The sequence below is a fragment of the Helcococcus sp. KG196 genome (assembly GCF_046035495.1).
GTDB lineage: Bacteria > Bacillota > Clostridia > Tissierellales > Peptoniphilaceae > Helcococcus > Helcococcus ovis.
Window position 1 is genome coordinate 23,789 of record NZ_JBFNFI010000009.1, and the last position, 21,353, is coordinate 45,141.

17 protein-coding genes are annotated in these 21,353 nt (G+C 26.5%); 2 read left to right on the plus strand and 15 right to left on the minus strand.

The features are described from left to right. Positions 1–403 precede the first annotated feature (403 nt). The 13 genes from yihA to tmk are packed head-to-tail and all read right to left on the minus strand — an operon-like array spanning position 404 to position 14,428. Entirely contained in the window at positions 404–985 is a 582-nt protein-coding gene (gene yihA, locus ABGF45_RS05125; RefSeq protein ID WP_134711306.1) for a ribosome biogenesis GTP-binding protein YihA/YsxC, read from the minus strand. Further along, positions 972–3,320 (minus strand): endopeptidase La, encoded by a 2,349-nt coding sequence (gene lon, locus ABGF45_RS05130; RefSeq protein WP_134743884.1) that lies wholly within the window; start codon positions 3,318–3,320, stop codon positions 972–974. Before lon ends, yihA begins: the two co-directional genes overlap by 14 nt. A 33-nt stretch (positions 3,321–3,353) precedes the next feature. Beyond that, positions 3,354–4,568, minus strand: a complete 1,215-nt coding sequence (gene clpX / locus ABGF45_RS05135) for an ATP-dependent Clp protease ATP-binding subunit ClpX (protein WP_134711308.1) — start codon at positions 4,566–4,568, stop codon at positions 3,354–3,356. Continuing rightward, positions 4,568–5,158 carry an ATP-dependent Clp endopeptidase proteolytic subunit ClpP gene (gene clpP / locus ABGF45_RS05140; RefSeq protein ID WP_134711309.1) on the minus strand — a complete coding sequence of 197 codons (591 nt, stop codon included), beginning with the start codon at positions 5,156–5,158 and terminating at the stop codon, positions 4,568–4,570. The genes clpX and clpP overlap by 1 nt, the downstream gene beginning before the upstream one ends. Positions 5,159–5,188: 30 nt before the next feature. Beyond that, the gene (tig, locus tag ABGF45_RS05145; protein ID WP_134711310.1) at positions 5,189–6,511 is read right to left on the minus strand and encodes a trigger factor; all 1,323 of its coding nucleotides are present in this window, start codon (positions 6,509–6,511) and stop codon (positions 5,189–5,191) included. 57 nt (positions 6,512–6,568) lie between these two features. Next, positions 6,569–8,248, minus strand: coding sequence for an ABC transporter substrate-binding protein (locus tag ABGF45_RS05150; RefSeq protein ID WP_134743885.1), 1,680 nt, complete (start codon positions 8,246–8,248; stop codon positions 6,569–6,571). Positions 8,249–8,250: 2 nt separating this feature from the next. Beyond that, a complete protein-coding gene (locus ABGF45_RS05155; protein ID WP_167554078.1) occupies positions 8,251–9,084 on the minus strand; it encodes a DegV family protein in 834 nt (277 codons plus the stop codon). Between the two features lie 16 nt (positions 9,085–9,100). Continuing rightward, complete coding sequence (gene glmM, locus ABGF45_RS05160) at positions 9,101–10,444, minus strand: phosphoglucosamine mutase (protein ID WP_134711313.1); 1,344 nt, start codon at positions 10,442–10,444, stop codon at positions 9,101–9,103. 59 nt (positions 10,445–10,503) lie between these two features. Then, positions 10,504–11,307 (minus strand): 16S rRNA (cytidine(1402)-2'-O)-methyltransferase, encoded by an 804-nt coding sequence (gene rsmI / locus ABGF45_RS05165; RefSeq protein WP_134743886.1) that lies wholly within the window; start codon positions 11,305–11,307, stop codon positions 10,504–10,506. A 34-nt stretch (positions 11,308–11,341) separates the two neighbouring features. After that, positions 11,342–12,703 (minus strand): hypothetical protein, encoded by a 1,362-nt coding sequence (locus ABGF45_RS05170; RefSeq protein ID WP_134711315.1) that lies wholly within the window; start codon positions 12,701–12,703, stop codon positions 11,342–11,344. A 2-nt stretch (positions 12,704–12,705) separates the two neighbouring features. Beyond that, positions 12,706–13,488, minus strand: a complete 783-nt coding sequence (locus tag ABGF45_RS05175) for a hypothetical protein (RefSeq protein WP_134711316.1) — start codon at positions 13,486–13,488, stop codon at positions 12,706–12,708. After that, on the minus strand, positions 13,488–13,814 hold the full coding sequence (locus tag ABGF45_RS05180; RefSeq protein ID WP_134711317.1) for a cyclic-di-AMP receptor: 327 nt from the start codon (positions 13,812–13,814) through the stop codon (positions 13,488–13,490). The genes ABGF45_RS05175 and ABGF45_RS05180 overlap by 1 nt, the downstream gene beginning before the upstream one ends. Further along, positions 13,811–14,428, minus strand: coding sequence for a dTMP kinase (gene tmk / locus ABGF45_RS05185; RefSeq protein WP_134711318.1), 618 nt, complete (start codon positions 14,426–14,428; stop codon positions 13,811–13,813). Before tmk ends, ABGF45_RS05180 begins: the two co-directional genes overlap by 4 nt. A 147-nt stretch (positions 14,429–14,575) precedes the next feature. On the opposite strand from tmk, the gene ABGF45_RS05190 reads away from it, so the two are divergent. Further along, entirely contained in the window at positions 14,576–16,591 is a 2,016-nt protein-coding gene (locus ABGF45_RS05190; RefSeq protein ID WP_134743887.1) for an alpha-amylase family glycosyl hydrolase, read from the plus strand. 193 nt (positions 16,592–16,784) lie between these two features. Here ABGF45_RS05190 and glmS read toward each other — a convergent pair whose 3' ends face one another. Both glmS and htpG read right to left on the minus strand, forming a co-directional pair. Continuing rightward, on the minus strand, positions 16,785–18,608 hold the full coding sequence (gene glmS, locus ABGF45_RS05195) for a glutamine--fructose-6-phosphate transaminase (isomerizing) (RefSeq protein WP_134711320.1): 1,824 nt from the start codon (positions 18,606–18,608) through the stop codon (positions 16,785–16,787). 273 nt (positions 18,609–18,881) lie between these two features. Further along, the gene (gene htpG / locus ABGF45_RS05200) at positions 18,882–20,744 is read right to left on the minus strand and encodes a molecular chaperone HtpG (protein WP_209021574.1); all 1,863 of its coding nucleotides are present in this window, start codon (positions 20,742–20,744) and stop codon (positions 18,882–18,884) included. 126 nt (positions 20,745–20,870) lie between these two features. On the opposite strand from htpG, the gene cbpB reads away from it, so the two are divergent. Further along, entirely contained in the window at positions 20,871–21,329 is a 459-nt protein-coding gene (cbpB, locus tag ABGF45_RS05205; protein WP_134711322.1) for a cyclic-di-AMP-binding protein CbpB, read from the plus strand. Positions 21,330–21,353: the final 24 nt, after the last annotated feature.

Genomic DNA, 21,353 nt, shown 5'->3' on the forward strand with positions numbered 1-21,353 from the left:
TTTTCTCCTTCACATAAAAAAATCAGAAAGAAAAATCTTTCTGATTTAAAATAATTATCAATTAAAATTATAAAATATGCTCGCTTCCTCAAGATTATATAAATTAAATAACTCTTAATCTCATAAGCCTAACATTAGGTGAGTATAGTTTCCCAATCTTTATCTAAAACTTCAAAAGTCGTTTTCAAACCAAATATTTCTTTTTCTTTTATTAATAACTTATCTAATTTAATCATTTTAACTCCTTTCTCCGTTTTTATTATAAAGTATAAACTTTTCTTTCACTATTACAAGTAATTATATCATAAAAAAATTCTTTTGTATATCTATTACCTTATTAGAAAACATATATAAATAATTTTATAATTATATTAAACATATTTTATGTTTATCATCAATAATTTTATATTATCTCTTCAATAAATTTATATATATAATCTCTATTTTCCTTAGTTTCTGAAGAATAGTAAATTATTTTCTTTCTATCATCTATACCAAGTTTAGTAGCCACAGTTTTTATATGTTGTTGCAATCTAGATTTACCTATTTTATCAAGTTTTGTGGCAATCACATATCCTGAAAATCCCATTTCAATTATCCAATTATACATCATCACATCATTTTCTGTAGGTTCATGTCTTATATCAACAAGTAAAATAACTTCTCTAAGATTTTCCCTAACACTTAAATATGTTTCAATTGTTTCTGCCCATTTATCTTTTTCAGATTTTGATACAGCAGCATACCCATACCCCGGCAAATCAACTAATCTAAATTTTCCGTCAATATTATAAAAATTTACTGTTCTTGTTTTTCCAGGTTTAGAGCTTGTCCTTGCCAAATTTTTTCTATTTACTAGAGAATTAATCAAAGATGATTTCCCAACATTTGATCTACCTGCTAATGCTATTTCCGGAAGATTATTTGATGGATATTGTTCAGGTTTAACTGCTATTTTTTCAAGCTCAGGGTTAATTATTTTCATTTTTTTCCTCATTTACTAATGCTAACTTTATTACTTCTTCCACTGAACTTACAGGATAAAAATTCATATCATTTCTAATTTCTTCAGGGATATCCTCTAAATCTTTTTCATTTAGTTTAGGAATTATTATATTGTTTATTCCATATCTTCGTGCTGCAAGAGATTTTTCTTTTAATCCACCAATAGGTAAAACTCTACCTCTAATGGTTACTTCTCCAGTCATTGCAATATCTTGTCTTACTTTTCGATTTGTAAGTGCAGAAATTATCCCGGTTGAAATTGTAATACCTGCTGATGGTCCATCCTTTGGTGTTGCTCCTTCAGGAACGTGTAAATGAATATCTAATTTTTCAAATGATTCTTCTGAAATATTAAGTTTTTCTTGATTTGAACGAATATATGAAAGTGCAGCCATTGCTGATTCTTTCATAACATCACCCAAAGATCCAGTCAGTTGAATTTTACCTTTTCCTTTCATGGTGTTTATTTCTATTTGAAGTAATTCTCCACCTACCGGGGTCCATGCAAGACCTGTAACAATCCCAACTTCCGGAGTTCTTACTATATCATCATCTAAAATTCTTTCTTTACCTAAAAATTCTCTATAATTTTTAACAGATACTCTTACTACTTTAGCCCCTTCTACAATTTTCATAGCTGCTTTTCTAGCTAATTTAGCAATTTGTCTTTCTAAATTTCTAACTCCTGACTCTCTTGTATAATTTTTTATAATTAATTCAAGAACACTGTCTGAAACTTGCAATTGAGATGATTTTAAGCCATTTTCTTTAGTTTGTTTTGGAAGTAAGAATTTTTTTGCAATAATTAACTTATCATATTCTGCATATCCTGATAACTCTATTATTTCCATACGATCTAATAAAGGTCTTGGAATTGTAGATGTTGTATTTGCAGTAGTTACAAACATTACCCTTGATAAGTCCACAGGAATTTCAATATATCTATCTAAAAATTCTGTATTTTGATTTGGGTCTAAAACTTCTAGCAAGGCTGAAGCTGGATCCGCTTTATAGCTTGATGCTACCTTGTCAATCTCATCAAGTAAGAATACTGGGTTTAACGTCTTAGCTCTTTGTAAACTTGTAATTATTCTCCCCGGCATTGCACCAATATAAGTTTTCCTGTGACCTCTAATTTCACTTTCATCTGTAAGACCTCCAAGTCTCATAGAGATATATTCTCTATTCATACTTTCTGCTACAGATTTAACTATTGATGTTTTACCAACTCCCGGAGGCCCTACAAGACATAAAATTGAACCTTTAACATCTTCTTTTAATTTTCTAACTGCTAAAAACTCAAGTATTCTTTCTTTTACATCTTTTAAGCTATGGTGATCTTTATCTAATATTTTTCTTGATTTTTCAATGTTAATCTCATCATCTGAAAATTTTCCAAATGGAATATCTAATACATTATCCAAATATCCTCTAATAACATTTACTTCCGGTGATGCATTTGGAATATATTCTAATCTAGATAACTCTTTTAATAAATAATTTTTATTTTCTTCACTAATAGGTAAACTATTTATTTTTTCTTCATATTCTTCAACAAAATTTAATGAGTTACCATCACCTTCTAATTCAGACTTTATTATTTGTAACTGTTCTCTTAAAAAGTATTCTTTTTGGCCTTTATTGATTTGTTCTTTTACTTTATCTTCTATAATTTGTTTATATCTTAGTACATCTATATCATTAGCCATATGCTGAATAACTTTTTCAAGTCTTGTTGTTACATCATATTCTTCTAAAAATTTTTGAACGTCAGCAATATTAGGATTTATATATGTTATTAATGTATCCACAAATTTTGATGGATTTACAATTTCTTCCAAACTATATATAGCTTCTTGAGGAATATTTTTCTTAAACTCCATAAAATTTTTCAAATATTCTAAAGACAATTTTTTTGATGCAGCATATTTTATGCTATCTTTTTCTCCTTCATATTCTACTTTTTCTAATTCAACTTCAAAATATCCGCTTTGATTATCAATATATTTTAAAATTTTAGCTCTATACAATCCATCCACTAAAACTCTATAATTACCATCCGGTAATTTTATACTTTGTCTGATTTTAGATATAACCCCATAAGTATAAAAATTATCTATATCAGCTTCTTCTGCCACTGCATCAATCTGTGCAGTTAAAAATATGTAAGCATCTTTTTGTTCTGCAATTTCAATAGCTTTTTTAGAAAAATCTCTTCCGGCATCAAAACTAATTGACATTGATGGATATATCCATATACCTCTAAGTGGAAGCATAGGCATTTTTAATTTAGTTTTTTTATAAATACTATTCATTTATACTCCTTAATAAAAAAGGCTAAGAAGCCCCTATACTAGTTGTGGAGATTTATTATCCCTTATTGTTTCAACACTAACTATGCACTTAGATATATCTTTTTTACTTGGTATATCAAACATAATGTCTAACAATTTATCTTCTAGTATGGCTCTTAGTCCTCTTGCACCTGTATTTCTTTTTATAGCCAATTTTGCAATCTCTTCAATGGATCCATCTTCAAAAATTAAATCAACTCCATCTAACTTAAATAGTTCTTGATATTGTTTTATTAAAGCGTTTTTAGGCTCCGTAAGTATTTTAACTAGAGCTTCTTCGTTTAAATCTTCAAGTGTAACAATTATTGGAATACGCCCTATAAATTCAGGTATTAATCCGTATTTCATTAAATCCTGAGGTAAAATATTTTTTAGCTTTTCACCTAAATTTTCTATATGTTTACCACCTAATTCTGCTCCAAATCCTATTGATTTCTTTTCAGTTCTATTTTCTATAAGCTTTTCAATACCTTCAAACGCTCCACCAACTATAAATAAAATATTACTCGTATCTACTTGGATATACTCTTGGTTAGGGTGTTTTCTACCCCCTTTTGGCGGTACATTTGCTATCGTCCCTTCAATTAATTTCAATAAAGCTTGTTGTACCCCTTCTCCACTAACATCTCTAGTAATTGAAACATTTTCAGATTTTCTAGTAATTTTATCTATCTCATCTATATAAATTATACCTTTTTGTGCTTTTTCAACATCGTAATTTGCTGCTTGAACTAATTTTAATATTACATTTTCAACATCTTCCCCAACATATCCGGCTTCAGTTAAACTTGTAGCATCAGCTATTGCAAATGGCACATCCAAAACTTTAGCCAATGTTTGAGCTAATAAAGTTTTACCTGATCCCGTTGGTCCCACAAGACAAATATTTGATTTTTGAATCTCAGTATCTGTTTCCTTAGCATATTTAATTCTTTTATAGTGATTATAAACTGAAACAGCCAACGTTTTTTTAGCTTTATCTTGTTTTATAACATATTCATCAAGATATTGCTTGATTTCTTGTGGTATGGGAAGATTTGAAAAATCCATATCATCAACTACTTCTTTTTCTTCAGTTAAAATTTCCTTACACAAATCTACACATTCATTACATATAAATACATTATTTGGTCCGGAAATTAATCTAACATCACTTGATGATTTACCGCAAAATGAGCAATAAGATTCATGTTCCATAAATTCAGACATTAAATCTCCTTATGACTTTCAATCACTTTGTCTATTAGACCATATTCTAACGCTTCTTGAGCTGTCATATATTTATCTCTTTCAGTATCTAATTTAATTTGTTCAATATTTTGACCTGATTGATCTGAAAGTATTTTATTTAATCTTTCTCTGATTTTTAATATTTGTTCTGCAACTATACTAATTTCTGTTGCTTGACCTTGTGCCCCACCTAACGGTTGGTGTATTAAAATATTTGAGTTTGGTAAAGAAAATCTCTTACCTTTTGCTCCACTTGTCAACAATACAGCTCCCATACTTGCAGCTTGTCCGATACAAATAGTCGACACATCAGGTTTAATGTAATTCATTGTGTCATAAATAGCTAATCCTGCTGTTACAGATCCCCCTGGAGAATTAATATACAATTGTATATCTTTATCAGGATCTTCAAATTCTAATAACAATAATTGTGCTACTATAATATCTGCCATTTGATCATTTATTTCTCCTGATACAAAAATTATTCTTTCTCTTAATAATCTAGAATATATATCGTATGCTCTTTCACCTCTATTGGTCGTTTCTATAACTGTTGGCACTAATGGCATATATTTCCTCCTTTATTTCAGAATATAATATTATTTTTCTTCTGATTCTTCTTTTTCTTCTTTTTTGTCAACAAATACTACATTTTGTTTGAATTCATCAACAGCTTTTCTTCTTTGTAAAATTACTTTAATTCTTTCAGGTGATACTTGTTGTTTCATTTTTTCAATAAATTCAGCATCATCTTCTTTTTTATATTGTTTTGCAACATCTTTATATTCATTTTCTACTTCATCGTCAGAAACAGCATATTCTTTTTCTTCTACAAGTTTTTCTAAAATCAAGTCTATTTTCACTTTATTTTCAGCTCTTTCTCTCAATTGTTCTCTAATTTGTTCTTCACTTGATCCTGTTAATTGGAAATATGTCTTCATATCAATTCCCATATGGCTTATTTGATGAGTATATTCATGATATTCTTGTTCTAATTGATCTTCAATCATTTGATTAGGCACGCTAATTTCTGTACGTCTTATTACTTCTTCGATTACTTGATTTTCTAATTCAATTTCATTATTTTTTTCTAAATTTTCTTTTAATTCTTTTCTAATTGATTCTTTGTATTCATCAACTGTATCAAATTCTGAAACATCCATTACAAAATCATCATCTAATTCCGGAAATACTTCTTCTTTTACTTCATTAACTTTTACCTTAAATAGTACTTCTTGTCCTTTTAAATCTTCTGCTTGATATTCTTCCGGGAATGTTAAATTCAATTCTACTTCTTCGCCTAATTTTTTACCAATTAAACCTTCTTCAAATCCTGGGATGAATGATTTTGAGCCGATTTTTAAATCGTATCCTTCAGCCTTACCGCCTTCAAATGCTACTCCATCCTTAAAGCCTTCAAAATCAATATTTACCACGTCACCTATTTGAATTTCTCTTTCAACAGGTTTTATAACCCCATTTTTTTGAATTTCATCTTGAATTCTAGCTTCTACTAATTCTTCTTTTACTTCTGTATCTTGTTTTGTAACTTCTAATTTTGTATAGTCTGCTAATTCAAATTCAGGATATGTTTCTACTTCAAATTTTAATTCTATATCTTTACCTTCTTCAATTTTGCCAAAGTCTACATGTGGTCTTGAAACAGGTGTAATTTTTAATTCTTCAATTGCATTTTGATATGCATCAGGTAAAATTAAATCCAACGCATCATTATAAAATACTTCTTTACCATAATTCATCTCAATAATTCTTCTTGGTGCTTTTCCTTTTCTAAACCCAGGTATATTAAATCTAGATTTATTTTTTTGATATGCTTCTTGTAATTTTTCTTTAAAAACATCAAATTTTACTGTTTCTACAAAAACAGCCTTATTATTTTCTTTTGATACTAACTTACTCATTTTATTCCTCCTAAAAATTAATATTTTTCAGCCTTATTATTATAGCATAAAAAATTATTAATCTGTAAATTCTATATTTTTTAAATTTTCTATATCTGATAATCCAATAAACTCATTTATGTAGATACCCTTTACTCTTTTATTTATTATAGACGTAATATTTTCTGTTGATAAAACTATATATGGTGTTGTTTTATCGAAATTTTTCTTCCATTGATAAGTTAATTTATTTAACTCTTCACTATAAACATCTTCTCTAATTTTTTCTAAAATATAATAAAAAGAAGTATCTAACAATGTATTTATATTTTCGTATTTACCCTCTTTATTTTTATTATCATATTGATATGAAGGTATCTCAGTCATTCTTCCTTGTGAAATATAAATATCGTAATCTTCATCTTCATCATTTAAATGTTTATACATTTCTTGAGGTGACAATGATTTTAACTTTACCTTTATACCCTCATTTTCAATTTCATTAACAATATATTCTTTAATATCATTAGCGAAACTATCTTCTTCCATATATGCTAATTTGACTGTTATATATTCACCATTTTTATCAATAAAATATTTACCTTGACGTTTATATTTTTTAGATAATTCCTCTGATAAATTATTTTTTCTATCTAATTTGTAATTATCACTATTAAACCATGAATTTTTATATACCGGTATTTCCGGAAAATCATAAACATCTTTTCCATATTTTTCTTCAAATATTTTTTTTACTTCTATAGAATCTCTAAGTGCCCTTCTATAATTTTCATTTTTAAAAATATTACTTTTTTGATTAAACCCAATAAAATTAAAAATGACCGACTGAAAATCTATATGATTAGAATATTGTCTAGTTCTTTCATTATAATCTCTATAGAAATTTTTTCCTTTTGGGTATTTATACAAAATATCTAATTCTCCAGATTGAAATTTATGCATTGCATCACGATAATCCCAAAAAGAAATTTCTATTTTTTTTATTTTAATATCTTTGTTTTTTTTATTATCTTTCAATATCAATTTTATATTTTCATCTACAATATTTTCTACCTTATATCTTCCCGCCCCGTTTAACAAATCAACATACTTAACCTTAGATAAATCATTGTATCTAAAATCTGTTTTCTTTATATTAACTATAGGAAACATTAAAGAATAAATATTTGAAAAACTTGCATCATTAAAATGAAATTTAATAAAATAATCGCCTAATACCTCTATACCATGTAATTTATCTGTTACTTTTAATTTATAGTCGAAATATCCCTTTAAATTATTAACATAATTAACATATTTTCCAGAATATGAAGGATCAGCTAAAACTAAATATGTATTGTATACATTTTTAGCAGTTAATAATTCTCCATTTGAAAACTTATAATCCTTTTTTAATTTAACAGAAATAGTTTTTCCTAAATCTTCATACCAATATTCTTCAGCTATTTCAAGTTTTGCTTTATCATTTTTGTCCTTGTATAAAAGCGAAGGATGAATTAATCTAGATAATAGTGACACCGTTCCATCACCATCATCAAAAACATTTAACGGTTTCTCTCTTAACGGAACTCCAACTTTTAAGACATCCTTATCTAATTTTTTTCTTGGATTTACAATATAATTTTTGTAACTGTCAATTTTAACTTCAGTTTTTTTCTTAGGAAGAATAATTAATATAAAGAAAAAAATAGCTATAATAAAAAGTAATATTATTTCTATTTTCTTTTTATCTTTCATAGTTAAAACGCCAAAATTATTCCGTTTTCATTTGCATAAACAGTAGATAATGCTGTCCCTTCTAATATTTCTATTGACTTAAAATCATAAAATTCTTCAGCCATTTCTTTAATTTTTTTAGCTCTTTCTTCATTCCTTATATGTGTAATATACAAAATTTTATCACTATAAATATTCGTTAATTCACCAATAGCACTTATCATTTTATTTAAGGCTGATTTTATTCCTCTTGGCTTATATTTAACTTCTATAGCCCCATCAACCCCGACACATACCGGATAAATCTTCAAAGCTGAAGCAATCATTCCGGCGACTTTCGACATTCTTCCATTTTTAATTAAATTATCTAAGTTTTCTAATACAAATATTGTATTTAATTTTTCGATTTTCGCTGTAACATTTTCTACAACTTCTTCAAATTTTTTATTTAACTCTAATTGTTCTTGTATAGCTCTAATAACTTGAGTTTCACCACATGCCGCAGATTTAGAATCAAATACATGAATTTTAACATTTGGATTTTCGTCTTCCAACATTGATTTTGCAATTATTGCACTATTATATGTTGCAGATAATTTTGAAGAAATAGTTACATAATATATTTCGTCATATCCTTTTCCTGCTTCATAAAAATATTCTGGAGTAGGTGCTGCCGTTTTAACAACTTCTTTAGAATTATTCATTAATTGAATAAGTTCATCTATATCAGCACTATCATCTGCAACAATACTTTTATCTTCTATATCTATAAAAAATGGAACTCTTTTAACGTTTTCTTGTTTTTCAATTTTTTCATTTATCTCTGCACAATAATCAGAAACTATTAATTTTTTCATCAAACCTCCCATAATCTTATTTTAAGTAACCTTTTTCTTTTATAACTTTAACAACTTTCTCTACATTTTCTTTACAAATTTCATCTGTTTCAGCTTCAATCATAACTCTTATAAGTGGTTCCGTACCTGAAGGTCTAACCAAAATTCTACCAGAATCTTTTAATGTTTCTTCTACTTCTTTTATAGATTTTTGAACATCTTCATCATTTAAAACAATATTTTTATCTGTGATTCTTAAATTTTCTAAAAGTTGAGGATATATTTTTAACTCTTTTGCCAACAATGATAATGATGATTTTGATTTAACCATAATTTCTATCAATTTCAATGATGTTAATATACCATCACCCGTTGTAGCATATTTTGATAATATAATGTGTCCAGATTGTTCTCCTCCGACACTATATCCGTTTTGTCTTATTTCTTCCGAAACGTATTTATCACCTACCGGTGTTTGAATATATTCTATATTTTGTGATTCTAAAGTTTTATATAACCCTAAATTTGACATAACAGTTGTAACAACAATATTTTTATTTAATTCACCAATATCTCTTAAATATTTACCAAATATATACATTATATGATCACCGGAAATAATGTTTCCATTTTCATCTACAGCTAAACATCTATCTGCATCACCATCGTATGCAATACCTAAATCATATTTACCTTCAACAACTTTTTCCGCTAAATTTTCGATATGTGTGGATCCTGCATCTTTATTAATATTGTATCCATCAGGTCTGTCATTAATCATATCAACATCAGCCCCTAAAATATCAAAAACATTTTTTGATATTTGATATGCAGCTCCATTAGATGCGTCAACTAATACCTTAATTCCCTTAAATGATTTAGTAACCACTGTTGCTAAATATGCAATATATCTATTTCTTCCAACAAGATAATCTACTGTTCTTCCGATATTTTCACCTTTAGCTAAGGGAATTGTATCCTCTTCAGAATCTATATATTTTTCTATTTCTTCTAAAATATCTCCTTCTAATTTATATCCATCTCCTCCTATTAACTTTATACCATTATCATAATATGGATTATGACTTGCCGATATCATAATCCCGCAATCAAAATCTTCTGTTCTTGTTATATAGGAAACACTTGGAGTAGTTGTTACATGAAGTAAATATGCGTCACTTCCACTTGAAGTAATACCTGCTGCAAGTGCTGATTCAAACATATAACTTGATCTTCTTGTATCCTTTCCGATAACTATTTTAGAATCTTTATTTTGTTTTTTAAAATAGTCACCTAAAAATCTACCTATTTTAAAAGCGTGATTCACATTTAAGTCTATATTAGCCTCTCCTCTAAATCCATCTGTTCCAAAATATTTCATATCTCTTCTCCTAATCTTTATTTATTTTAATTATAACATAACAAACCAAAATGTTTGAATTATGTAGTAATAGACAATTCATATACTCTATTTTTATTTAAATTATATTTTTGAGTGATTATCTTTACTGCCGATTTCTTTGTTTTACCTTTTTGATATAACTCATTTAACTTTTTAAGTATAAACTCATCACTGATTTCTTCAATAGTATCATCAGTATCAATTATTACCACAAATTCACCTTTTTCAGTTATTGAAATATTTTCATAGTCTTTAATTAAAAATATCTTAACTTCCTCATATATTTTTGAAATTTCTCTTACAATAGCAATCTTTCTATTAGGAATAAACTCAGATAATTCTTTTATTGTATCATTTATCCTATGTGGTGTTTCATAAAAAATCAAAGTATGTTTTTTTTCTAATAAATTTTTTATAAATTTTGTTTTTTCAGACTTTTTGCTAGGCACAAATCCTAAAAATTCAAAATCTATGCTATTAAACCCACTCATTACAAGAGCGGTGGTAAATGCACTTGCACCCGGTAAAACTGTATATTTTAATTGTTTTTCAATTAATGCATTTATTAAAATATTGCCCGGATCTGATATTCCCGGCATACCAGCATCTGAAACTACGGCAATATCATTATCTATAGCTAAATTTATTAATTCGTCTATCCTTTCTTTTTCATTAAACTTGTGATAAGATATTAGTTTTTTATGTATATCATAATAATCTAATAATTTTTTTGTCGTTCTTGTATCTTCACATGCTATATATTCTACTTCTCTTAGTATTCTAAGAGATCTAAGTGTTATATCTTCAAGATTTCCTATCGGCGTAGGAATAAAATATATCATTTCATCTCCTAATAAAAAAGAGCTTTACGCTCTTTTATTTTTTATTTTTCTTATTTAAAACAATATTACCAATTATTAAAATTATAAATGCAACAAATGCTACTATCATAAGTCCAACGTCGTATAAAGAGTACTTATATTTCGAATAGTCATTATTTAATTTTATACCAAAATAATTGGCTAACGTATCTTCAAAAACATTTTCTGGAAAATCCAATTTTATTAATTGTTTAATACTTGGTGTATCATCATATTGGTACCAGCTTGATTTACCATTTGGTCCAGTTAAATTTACTAAATATTGGTTTTCATATCCAGTTCTATTTATTTTATATCCCTTTGCATAATTCAAATTTTTAATTTCTACTTCTTCAAGATTAAATAATACTTGATCTTCATTAAATATTCTCTTGAAATTTCCTTGTCTAAACGTTTGAGAATTAATACTAAAAAAATTTTTCAATTTTTGTACTATTTTACCATCTTGAGTAAATTTATATAAATCTGGAAGCCCGGATGAATTTTTTTCCCTTAATGGAATAAGTAAATTTCCTATCTCATCTTCAAAAACCTTAAATTTTTGACCTTTTAAATCTATTTCTTTCGATTTAAGATTTTTATATTCCCTTCTATTTACAAAGTCATATACCAATTCTCTATTTATACCATTTTCATCTCTAAATTTAAATATATCAACCTTAGGTTTTTTCCATTTAAATGTATATAACAAATTAGTATTTTTATTATACACAACAATTATATTTATTCTTTGATTATTAGGATTAACTACTAAGTTACCATCAACCTTTGTATTATCATCTCCGGTTTCTAATACAAACTCTAATCTTTGTGCATTATCAAATACTTCAATATTATATTCAGTTCTATCTTTAGTAACAGGTTCTAATAATTTACCATTTTTTAATTTGATAGATTTTAAATATGGAGTATTAATGTACTCTTTCGCTAAATCTTGACCAGTTAAATTATTGTTTTTTATAAATGAATCCATCTCATCATTTGTCATTTCTTTGCCATCATCTGTAACAACAAAATATACAGTATCATTTTTACTTAAATCTATTCCATTAGCTGATACAACATTAACTTCTATATTTAATTTATAGATACCTATTTTATCTGGTGTAAATTTAGATACTATAGATATATTATTTTCAAATACTTTATCTTCTTGATTTCCAATATTTATAACATCTTCTGCCGCACCTGAAATTATGATACTACCATTTACCGGTTCTTCAAACTCATAAGTTCTACCAAATGAAATTTCTTCATTTACTTTATATGTGGCATTTGCATTTACAATATTTTTTGGAAAAATTATAAAAAGCATAAAAAGCACTGATAAAAAAATTATTCTTTTACTAAATTTCATAATTACCTAACTTTTTTATATTTTTCTATTAAATCTAAAATAATTTTCTCTACTATCAATTGAAAATTAATATTTACCTTCAATAAAGATTTAAACTCTTCATTTTTTCTAATCATCTCTTCCAATGACAAATTTGAAATCTTTGACATTTTTTTTATTATAGCATTATATCTTAAATTTTTAGTGTTATTTACCTTAAAAATTGCATCACTGTAAATTTGAGTCATAATTTTTAAAACTTCATTCCTATTTTCAGATAAATCCTTAATTAAATTTTTTTCTTTATTTATTATATAATAATTTCCCTCAAAAGCCTTATTCAATAAATATATTAAATTTTTAAATGTTTCAGATTCAAAATCTATATCTTTTTTATCAAAAATATTAATAATTTGACTTCTTGAAATTATAGTGTTTAATAGTTTATACCTATTATCAATAGTCATAAATACTATAGAATATCCCGGCAATTCTTCCAATGTTTTTAACAAGGCATTTTGTGCCTCAACCTTCATCAATCCGGCATCTTCTATAATAAATATATTATAATCATATTTTATCGGACTCTCATAAACCAATTTGCTTAAATTTCTTATATTATCTATTGAAATATTATTGTTTTCCGGTTTTACTATATTAACTAAATTTTCAACATCTTTTCTATTAAAAATAGTTTGTGTAAACAACAAACATTGTTTTTTAGCATCCTCTAAAGAACCTTCAACTATATAAACATTAAATATACTATTATTTTTAATTTGCTTATCTAAAATTTCGTTTAACATTATAGTTTAATAAATTTATCTACATCTAAAATAAATACTGTTGCTCCACCAACTTCAATTTCAACCGGAAATGATTGGAACATTGGACCTTGTAAATTAGAATTTATTATACTTGTAGTTGTTTTTCTTTTTTTACAATTTGCCTCTATAATATCTAAACAATCTTGTACTCTATTTTCTTCCACACCCATCAATAATGTAGTATTTCCTTCTTTTAAGAATCCTCCTGTAGTCGCTAATTTCGTAACTGAAAATTCTTTTTCTACTAAATCATCCATAAGTAAATTTACGTCATTATCTTGAACTATTGATATTAAAAGTTTCATTTTGCCTCCAATATTTTTATTAATTTTTCTAAAGTTTCTTTCTCTACTTCTTCTACACTCTTAGACGCATCAATTATTATAGTATTTTTATCTAATAATTTTTTATATCCCTGATATACTTTTTCGTGAAATGAATTACCTTCTTCCTCAAGTCTATCCGCTTTTACAGAAATCTTTTTTCGATTTAAAACTGTAATAGGATCTACATCTAAGAAAAATGTATAATCCGGTTTTAATGCTCCAGTTGCAAAATCATTTATAGACTTTACTCCTTCAACTCCTAAATCACGTGCATATCCTTGATAAGCTAAAGATGAAAGTACAAATCTATCAGAAATAACTAATTTACCTTCAGATATTCCTTTTTTTATAACTTCTTCAACATTTTGAGCTCTTTGAGCTGCAAATAATAAAGCTTCTGTTTTATCATCCATATCTTCATTATTATTATTTAACAAAATATTTCTAATTTGTTCTCCTATTTTAGTCCCTCCCGGCTCTCTTGTAAAAATATAATCAACTTTATTATCATCAAGATACTTTTTAACTTTTTCTAAAATGGTTGATTTCCCAGAACCATCAGAACCTTCAAAAACAATAAATTTTCCTTTCATCTCGCCCCCTTACTATTTTAATTATATAACTTATTGAAATAAATTTCTATAATTTAGAAACAAATATTTTTTGAAAAACAAATTTTTAAATAAATATTCCTTGCTACTAAGCTAATCTATTGTATAATAGAATAAAAGGAGGAAAAAATGCCAAAAAAAGATGATAATTTATTAATATTTAATATTGATCCAAATTTAAGAAAATATAAAAATGACATTATATTAAGGATAGAAAAATATAAAAATAAAAAGAAGAAATTATTAAACGGAAAGAGAAAATTATCCAAAATAGCTAATTTTCATAAATATTTCGGTTTCCAAAAGTCTAAAACAGGTTGGTTTTATAGAGAATGGGCACCCGCAGCAGATGAAGTTTATTTAACCGGCGATTTTAATAATTGGAATCCTACTTCTCATCCACTAAAAAGAATAAATGAAGATACTTGGGAAATTTTTGTTAAGGGTATTAGAAGCATTCCTCATAATTCCAGAATTAAAATTATTATTGTTAAAAATGGTAAACTAAACTACAAAGTGCCTATGTTTATAACTAAGGTAAATCAAGAAAAATATGAAGATAATCATATAGATTTTTATGGCATTATGAACAATCCTTCTAGAAAATATAAATTTAAAAACGAATTTATTATTCCTAGAAAATTTAAACCATTTATATATGAAGTACATATTGGCATAGCACAAGAAAAAAATGGTATAGGAAGCTATAAAGAATTTATTGATATTTTACCTAGAATTAAAAATCTAGGGTATAATACAATTCAAATAATGGCTGTTGCTTCCCATTCATATTATGGTTCATTTGGATATCATGTAACTAATTTCTTTGCTGCTTCACATTGGTTTGGAGATATTGAGGACTTGAAATTATTAATTGATGAAGCACACAAATTAGAAATTGCTGTTTTAATGGATATAGTTCATAGTCATGCTTCTAAAAATATTAATGAAGGTATAAATTATTATGATACAACTGAGTATCAATTATTCTATTCAGGAAAAAGGGGTGAACACAGTCTTTGGGACTCAAGAATTTTCGATTACAGCAAAATTAATGTATTAAAATTTTTACTATCCAATTTGAAATATTATCTTGAAGAATATAATTTCGACGGATTTAGATTTGATGGTGTTACATCCATGATGTACCTTGATCATTGTATAGGAAGAAACTTCAATTCTTACGATGATTATTTCTCATTAAACACAGATTTAGATGCAACTACTTATCTAACTCTTGCTAATGAACTTATTAAAGAAATGAATTCATCCTATATAACTATAGCAGAAGATGTAAGTGGAATGCCTGGGTTATGCCTTCCTATTAAAGATGGAGGACTAGGTTTTGATTATAGATTTAATATGGGTGTATCTAATTTTTGGAAACAATCACTATATCAAGATGATCACAACTGGAATATGTTTAAAATGTGGCATGAATTAACATCTTCCAGACCAGAAGAAAAATCAATATCTTATGCCGAAAGTCACGACGAATCCATTGTTGGAAATAAAACTATAATGTTTAAATTAGCAGATGCTGAAATTTATAAAAATATGAATTTGCATAATCAAAGTTTTTTAATACACAGAGCTATTTCTCTTCATAAATTAATTACAAGTATAACATTAAATACTGCGTCTGACGGATATTTAAACTTTATTGGTAATGAATTCGGTCATCCAGAATGGTTAGATTTCCCTTCAGAAAGAAATAATTGGTCATATAAATACGCTAAAAGACAATGGCATTTAGTAGATGATAAAAACTTAAAATATCAATGGTTAAACGAATTTAATAAAGAAAGTATTAACTTTTCTAAAACTCATAATCTACTTTCATATCGACCAAGATTAATAATGATTGAAAATGAATTTAAGCTGGTTATATTTAAGAGAAATAATCTCTACTTTATTTACAATTTTCATCCAACCAGATCTTATGAAGGATTGACAATTCCTATAGAAGAAAAAAGTAGATTTAAAGTTATATTTAGTAGTGATGATATAAAATTTGGTGGAATGAACAGAATTTCTAAAGAATATATATATGAGAGTTTTGAAATTTTTGGTTCTGATTTTGATTATCAACTAAAAATTTATTCCCCAAGTCGAACTATGATGATATTAAAAAAATTAGATTAATATAAAAAGGTACTGTTGCAAAATATCATTTTATGTGTCCAGATTATAGGTAGTAGTTTTTTTACTATAGAAATTAAATTTTAATAATTATAAAATCAGCCCTAGATATTGAGATCTATGGCTGATTTTATATTTTTATTAAATTTTTGTAATTTAAAAGCTATATTTTATTTTGCAACAGCCAATTTTACTTTTATTCAACTGTAACTGATTTAGCTAAATTACGAGGCTTATCAACATCGTTTCCTTTTAACAAAGCTGTATAGTATGCAATAATTTGTAATGGTACAACACTTACAAGTGGTGCTACTAAATCTGATATTTTTGGTATTTCAATAAATATCTTGCTATTTTTCTTTAACTCACTATTATCAAACCCAATAGTATATACCTCAGCACCTCTTGCAGAAATTTCCTGTATATTAGAAATCATTTTATCAATTAAGTTATCCTGTGTCGATAAAACAAAAACTTTAGTTCCATTTTCAATTAATGCGATTGTACCATGTTTTAACTCTCCGGCAGGAAATGATTCTGAATGGATATATGATATTTCCTTAAGTTTTAATGATGCTTCTTTTGAAGTTATATAATCTACACCTCTTCCGATAAAATATACCGACTCATCATTTATAATCTTATTTGCGATATTTTTATATGATTCATTATTACTTAATAATTTTTCTATTACTTTTGAAGCTTTAAGTAATTCATCTAAAACTTCATTTTTTTGTTTTTCTGATATTTTACCAATTTTATAAGCCCAATCTAGAGTAAATAAATAGAAATTTGTAACTTGAGAAATATATGCTTTTGTTGATGCAACTGAAATTTCCGGTCCTGCATGGCAATATAAAACTTTATCCGCTTCTCTAGCAATTGTTGAGCCCACAACATTTGTTATAGCATAAATTTTAGCACCCAGTTTTTTAGATAATCTTATAGCATTTAATGTATCTGCTGTTTCTCCAGATTGACTAACTACTATAACTAATGATTTATCATTTATAAATGGTTTACTATAGGCAAATTCTGATGCAATTTCATCTCTAACAGGTATTTCAACAAATTTCTCTATCAAATATTTTCCGACTTGTCCTGCATGTAAAGCAGTACCACATGATGTTATATAAATATTGTCAAATTGTTCAAATTCTTCTTTTGTGAATGTGTGTTCTCCAAGTTTAATATTATATTCTTTAACCAACCTGTTTAATGTATTTGATACAATACTTTCCTGTTCGGAAATTTCTTTCATCATATAATGATCAAATCCTTCTTTTGAGGCATCTTCCAAATTCCAATCTATTTTGGATATTTCTTTATTTAATTCATTTAAATCAAAATCATAAATGACAGGTTTTTCTTCATTTTTTAAATAAACAATTTCTTTATCATCCAAATATATCACATCTTGAGTATACTCAACAATAGATGCAGCATCAGAAGCAACCATATTATTCTTGTCAGATACGCCTAGAAGAAGTGGCGATTTATTTCTCACTGCAACTAATTCATCACTATTATCCTCACAAACTACACAAATAGCATAAGCTCCTTCTAAAATTTTTACAGTTTGAGCTACTGCCTCAACCAAATCCCCCTCATAATATTTATCCACAAGATGAGCTATTACTTCTGTATCAGTTTCAGATTTAAATTCATAACCTTCTAAAACTAATTTTTCCTTTAATTTTTCGTAATTCTCAATTATACCGTTATGAACAACTGATATAGTACCATTTTTATTCAAATGAGGATGAGCATTGATTTCTGATGGTATACCATGAGTAGCCCATCTTGTATGACCTATCCCTACATTTCCCTCTAATGGATTATTTTTTAAATAATTTACTAAATTGCTTAACTTCCCAACTTTTTTAAATGTTTTAAGAGTAGCATTTTCTATAACTGAAATACCCGCCGAATCATATCCTCTATACTCCAGTTTCTCCAATCCTCTTAAAACAACTTCTGTAGCATTTTTATTTCCACAGTATCCTACAATCCCGCACATAGTGCACCTCCTAATATTAAATTATATTAAGACTCACTTTACTCTATTTGTCATTCAGATTACTCTAAATATTTGTAGAGTACTTAGGCTGTGATACCTTCGGAGCATCCGCCGAAATTCGATAACTCCGTCCCTCGTCATCCATAAATGGATCTGGCGCTTTAATAATTTTTGTCTTCGTTGAATTATAGCATAATTATAATCACAAGTAAATTACAAATAAAAAAACGTTAACAAAATAACCTTTTTGGTTAATTGTTAACGTCAATTTTTTTATTTAATTAAACTATTTACATCTTGAGTAAATTTAACTATATCATCAACTTTTAAACCAGATATTAATCTAGCCTGATTGTAAAGAACATTTGTAATTAATGAAATTTTTTCAGTATCATTCACAGATAAAGATTCCATCAATTTTTTATATAAAATATGATTTGGATTAATTTCTAATACCTTTTGTGCTTTAATCCCCATTGGATTTTGTTGCATTGAAAGAGTTTTTTCCATTTCAATTGAAATATCCCCTTTAGATGTTAAAAATGATGCATCATCTACCAGTCTCTTACTTGCCTTAATATCAACTATTTCATCACCTAAAACTTCTTTCATCTTATTAAATAATTCTTTTTGATTTACATCTTCCTTTTTATCTTCTTTTTCAGAATTATCTTCCAATTCAATTTCCTCATCAAAAGCAGACTTAAATTTAATATCCCTATAACTTTCCATAACCTTAATTACAAATTCATCGATATGTTCGTCAAGATAGATTACTTCTATATCTTTTTTCTTTAACATTTGTAAAGCGGGCATGCTATCAATATTTTCATATGATTCCCCAGTTGCATAGTATATAAATTCTTGATCTTCTTTCTTATTATCAAGATATTTTTCTAAAGTTACCATTTCTTTTGATTTTGAAGTCTTAAATAATAATAAGTCTTCAATTTCTTTCTTTTTAGCTCCCTGACTTTCATAAATGCCTGCTTTTAAGCTCAATCCAAATTCTTCAAAGAATTTTCCATATCTTTGCTTATCAGAATTTAGTATAGATTTTAATTCAGATAAAACTTTCTTTTCTAAATTTTTAGAAATACTTACCATTCTTCTATCATTTTGTAAAATTTCTCTGGAAATATTTAATGATAAATCTTCACTATCCACAATCCCTTTTACAAATGACAAATACGAAGGTAATAAGTCTTCATTTTTTTCCATTATCATTACACCGTTTGAATAAAGCTCAAGTCCACCTGTAAAATTACTTGTATAATATTCAAAAGGTTTTTGAGAAGGAATATATAATATTGATTTATAGTTTATTATACCTTCCGCACTCAAATGTATCCAAGCTAATGGATCATCAAATCCATATCTTTGTGCATGATAAAAATTCTTATATTCTTCATCTGTAACATCATTTTTATTTTTTTTCCAAATAGGAATCATAGAATTTAATACTTCTTCTTCGGTATAATTTTCTGTATTTCCATCTTCTCCCGGTTTTGATTTTTCAACATTCATCTTAATTGGATATTTAATATAATTTGAATATTTTTTTACTAAATATCTAATAAATCCTTGATTTAAATATTCTTCAAAGTTATCATCTTCAGTATTTTCTTTCATATACAATTTAATTTCTGTACCAATTTCATCTTTTGAAGTTTCTATTATTTCATATCCTTCAGCTCCTTCACTAATCCAGGATAAAGCTTCTCCACCTTCAGATTTTGTTTTAACTTCAATCTTATCAGCAACCATAAATGAAGAATAAAAACCAACACCGAATTGACCTATTATTGATATTTCATCATCTTTATTTAATGTTTTGAAATCTAAAGAACCACTTTTAGCAATTGTTCCCAAATTATTTTCTAAATCTTCTTTGGTCATTCCAATTCCATTATCTGATATTGTTATCGTTCTATTATTTTTATCTAATTCTATAAAAATTTCCAAATCCTTTTTATCTAATGATTTTCCGGATTTAATAGAATTAAAATATCTCTTATCAATAGCATCCGAAGCATTTGAAATAAGTTCCCTTAAAAAAATTTCCTTATTTGTATAAATTGAATGAATCATTAAATCTAAAATTCTTTTTGACTCCGTTTCAAATTGTTTTTTCATAATTCCTCCTTATTTAATACATATATATATATATATATTTTAGTATATAATTGTATTTTTTTAAAATTTAGTTATATTTTTTGAATACTTCCACCTTATATATTATAATTATAATGAGGTGACAAAATGATTAATAAAGATATCGAACATTTTATACAAACTAGTGAAGCTAGTATAATGATACCAAAAAAAGATACTTCCATGGTTTTTGAAGATAATGCTCTGACACATGCAATGTTAATATTAAAACAATCTAATTATACTCAAATACCAGTTTTAGATTATGACTCAAAATTTAAGGGACTAATCTCTTTGCATCATATATATAGAATTTTAGGTGAAGAACTATTTAACGATTTTGATAAACTAAGTAATTATAAAGTCAAAGATTTTATAGATAATCACTACGCAATAATAAATGAAAATTATCAATTAGAAGATGTAATGAATCTTTTAATTAACTATAACTTCATAAATGTAGTTTCAGATGATAATAAATATATAGGAATGATTACTAGAAGTGCTATACTCAAAAATATGAATTTTTTAATACATAACACAGATAAAATAATCAAAAAATTGTAAATCAAAAGGATAATGCATTAATTT

What these genes read in the sequence shown, in the direction of transcription:
- yihA (WP_134711306.1), bottom strand. Translation starts at nt 985, where the DNA reads ATGAAAATAATTAACCCTGAGCTTGAAAAAATAGCAGTTAAACCTGAA.
- lon (WP_134743884.1), bottom strand. Translation starts at nt 3,320, where the DNA reads ATGAATAGTATTTATAAAAAAACTAAATTAAAAATGCCTATGCTTCCA.
- clpX (WP_134711308.1), bottom strand. Translation starts at nt 4,568, where the DNA reads ATGTCTGAATTTATGGAACATGAATCTTATTGCTCATTTTGCGGTAAA.
- clpP (WP_134711309.1), bottom strand. Translation starts at nt 5,158, where the DNA reads ATGCCATTAGTGCCAACAGTTATAGAAACGACCAATAGAGGTGAAAGA.
- tig (WP_134711310.1), bottom strand. Translation starts at nt 6,511, where the DNA reads ATGAGTAAGTTAGTATCAAAAGAAAATAATAAGGCTGTTTTTGTAGAA.
- ABGF45_RS05150 (WP_134743885.1), bottom strand. Translation starts at nt 8,248, where the DNA reads ATGAAAGATAAAAAGAAAATAGAAATAATATTACTTTTTATTATAGCT.
- ABGF45_RS05155 (WP_167554078.1), bottom strand. Translation starts at nt 9,084, where the DNA reads ATGAAAAAATTAATAGTTTCTGATTATTGTGCAGAGATAAATGAAAAA.
- glmM (WP_134711313.1), bottom strand. Translation starts at nt 10,444, where the DNA reads ATGAAATATTTTGGAACAGATGGATTTAGAGGAGAGGCTAATATAGAC.
- rsmI (WP_134743886.1), bottom strand. Translation starts at nt 11,307, where the DNA reads ATGATATATTTTATTCCTACGCCGATAGGAAATCTTGAAGATATAACA.
- ABGF45_RS05170 (WP_134711315.1), bottom strand. Translation starts at nt 12,703, where the DNA reads ATGAAATTTAGTAAAAGAATAATTTTTTTATCAGTGCTTTTTATGCTT.
- ABGF45_RS05175 (WP_134711316.1), bottom strand. Translation starts at nt 13,488, where the DNA reads ATGTTAAACGAAATTTTAGATAAGCAAATTAAAAATAATAGTATATTT.
- ABGF45_RS05180 (WP_134711317.1), bottom strand. Translation starts at nt 13,814, where the DNA reads ATGAAACTTTTAATATCAATAGTTCAAGATAATGACGTAAATTTACTT.
- tmk (WP_134711318.1), bottom strand. Translation starts at nt 14,428, where the DNA reads ATGAAAGGAAAATTTATTGTTTTTGAAGGTTCTGATGGTTCTGGGAAA.
- ABGF45_RS05190 (WP_134743887.1), top strand. Translation starts at nt 14,576, where the DNA reads ATGCCAAAAAAAGATGATAATTTATTAATATTTAATATTGATCCAAAT.
- glmS (WP_134711320.1), bottom strand. Translation starts at nt 18,608, where the DNA reads ATGTGCGGGATTGTAGGATACTGTGGAAATAAAAATGCTACAGAAGTT.
- htpG (WP_209021574.1), bottom strand. Translation starts at nt 20,744, where the DNA reads ATGAAAAAACAATTTGAAACGGAGTCAAAAAGAATTTTAGATTTAATG.
- cbpB (WP_134711322.1), top strand. Translation starts at nt 20,871, where the DNA reads ATGATTAATAAAGATATCGAACATTTTATACAAACTAGTGAAGCTAGT.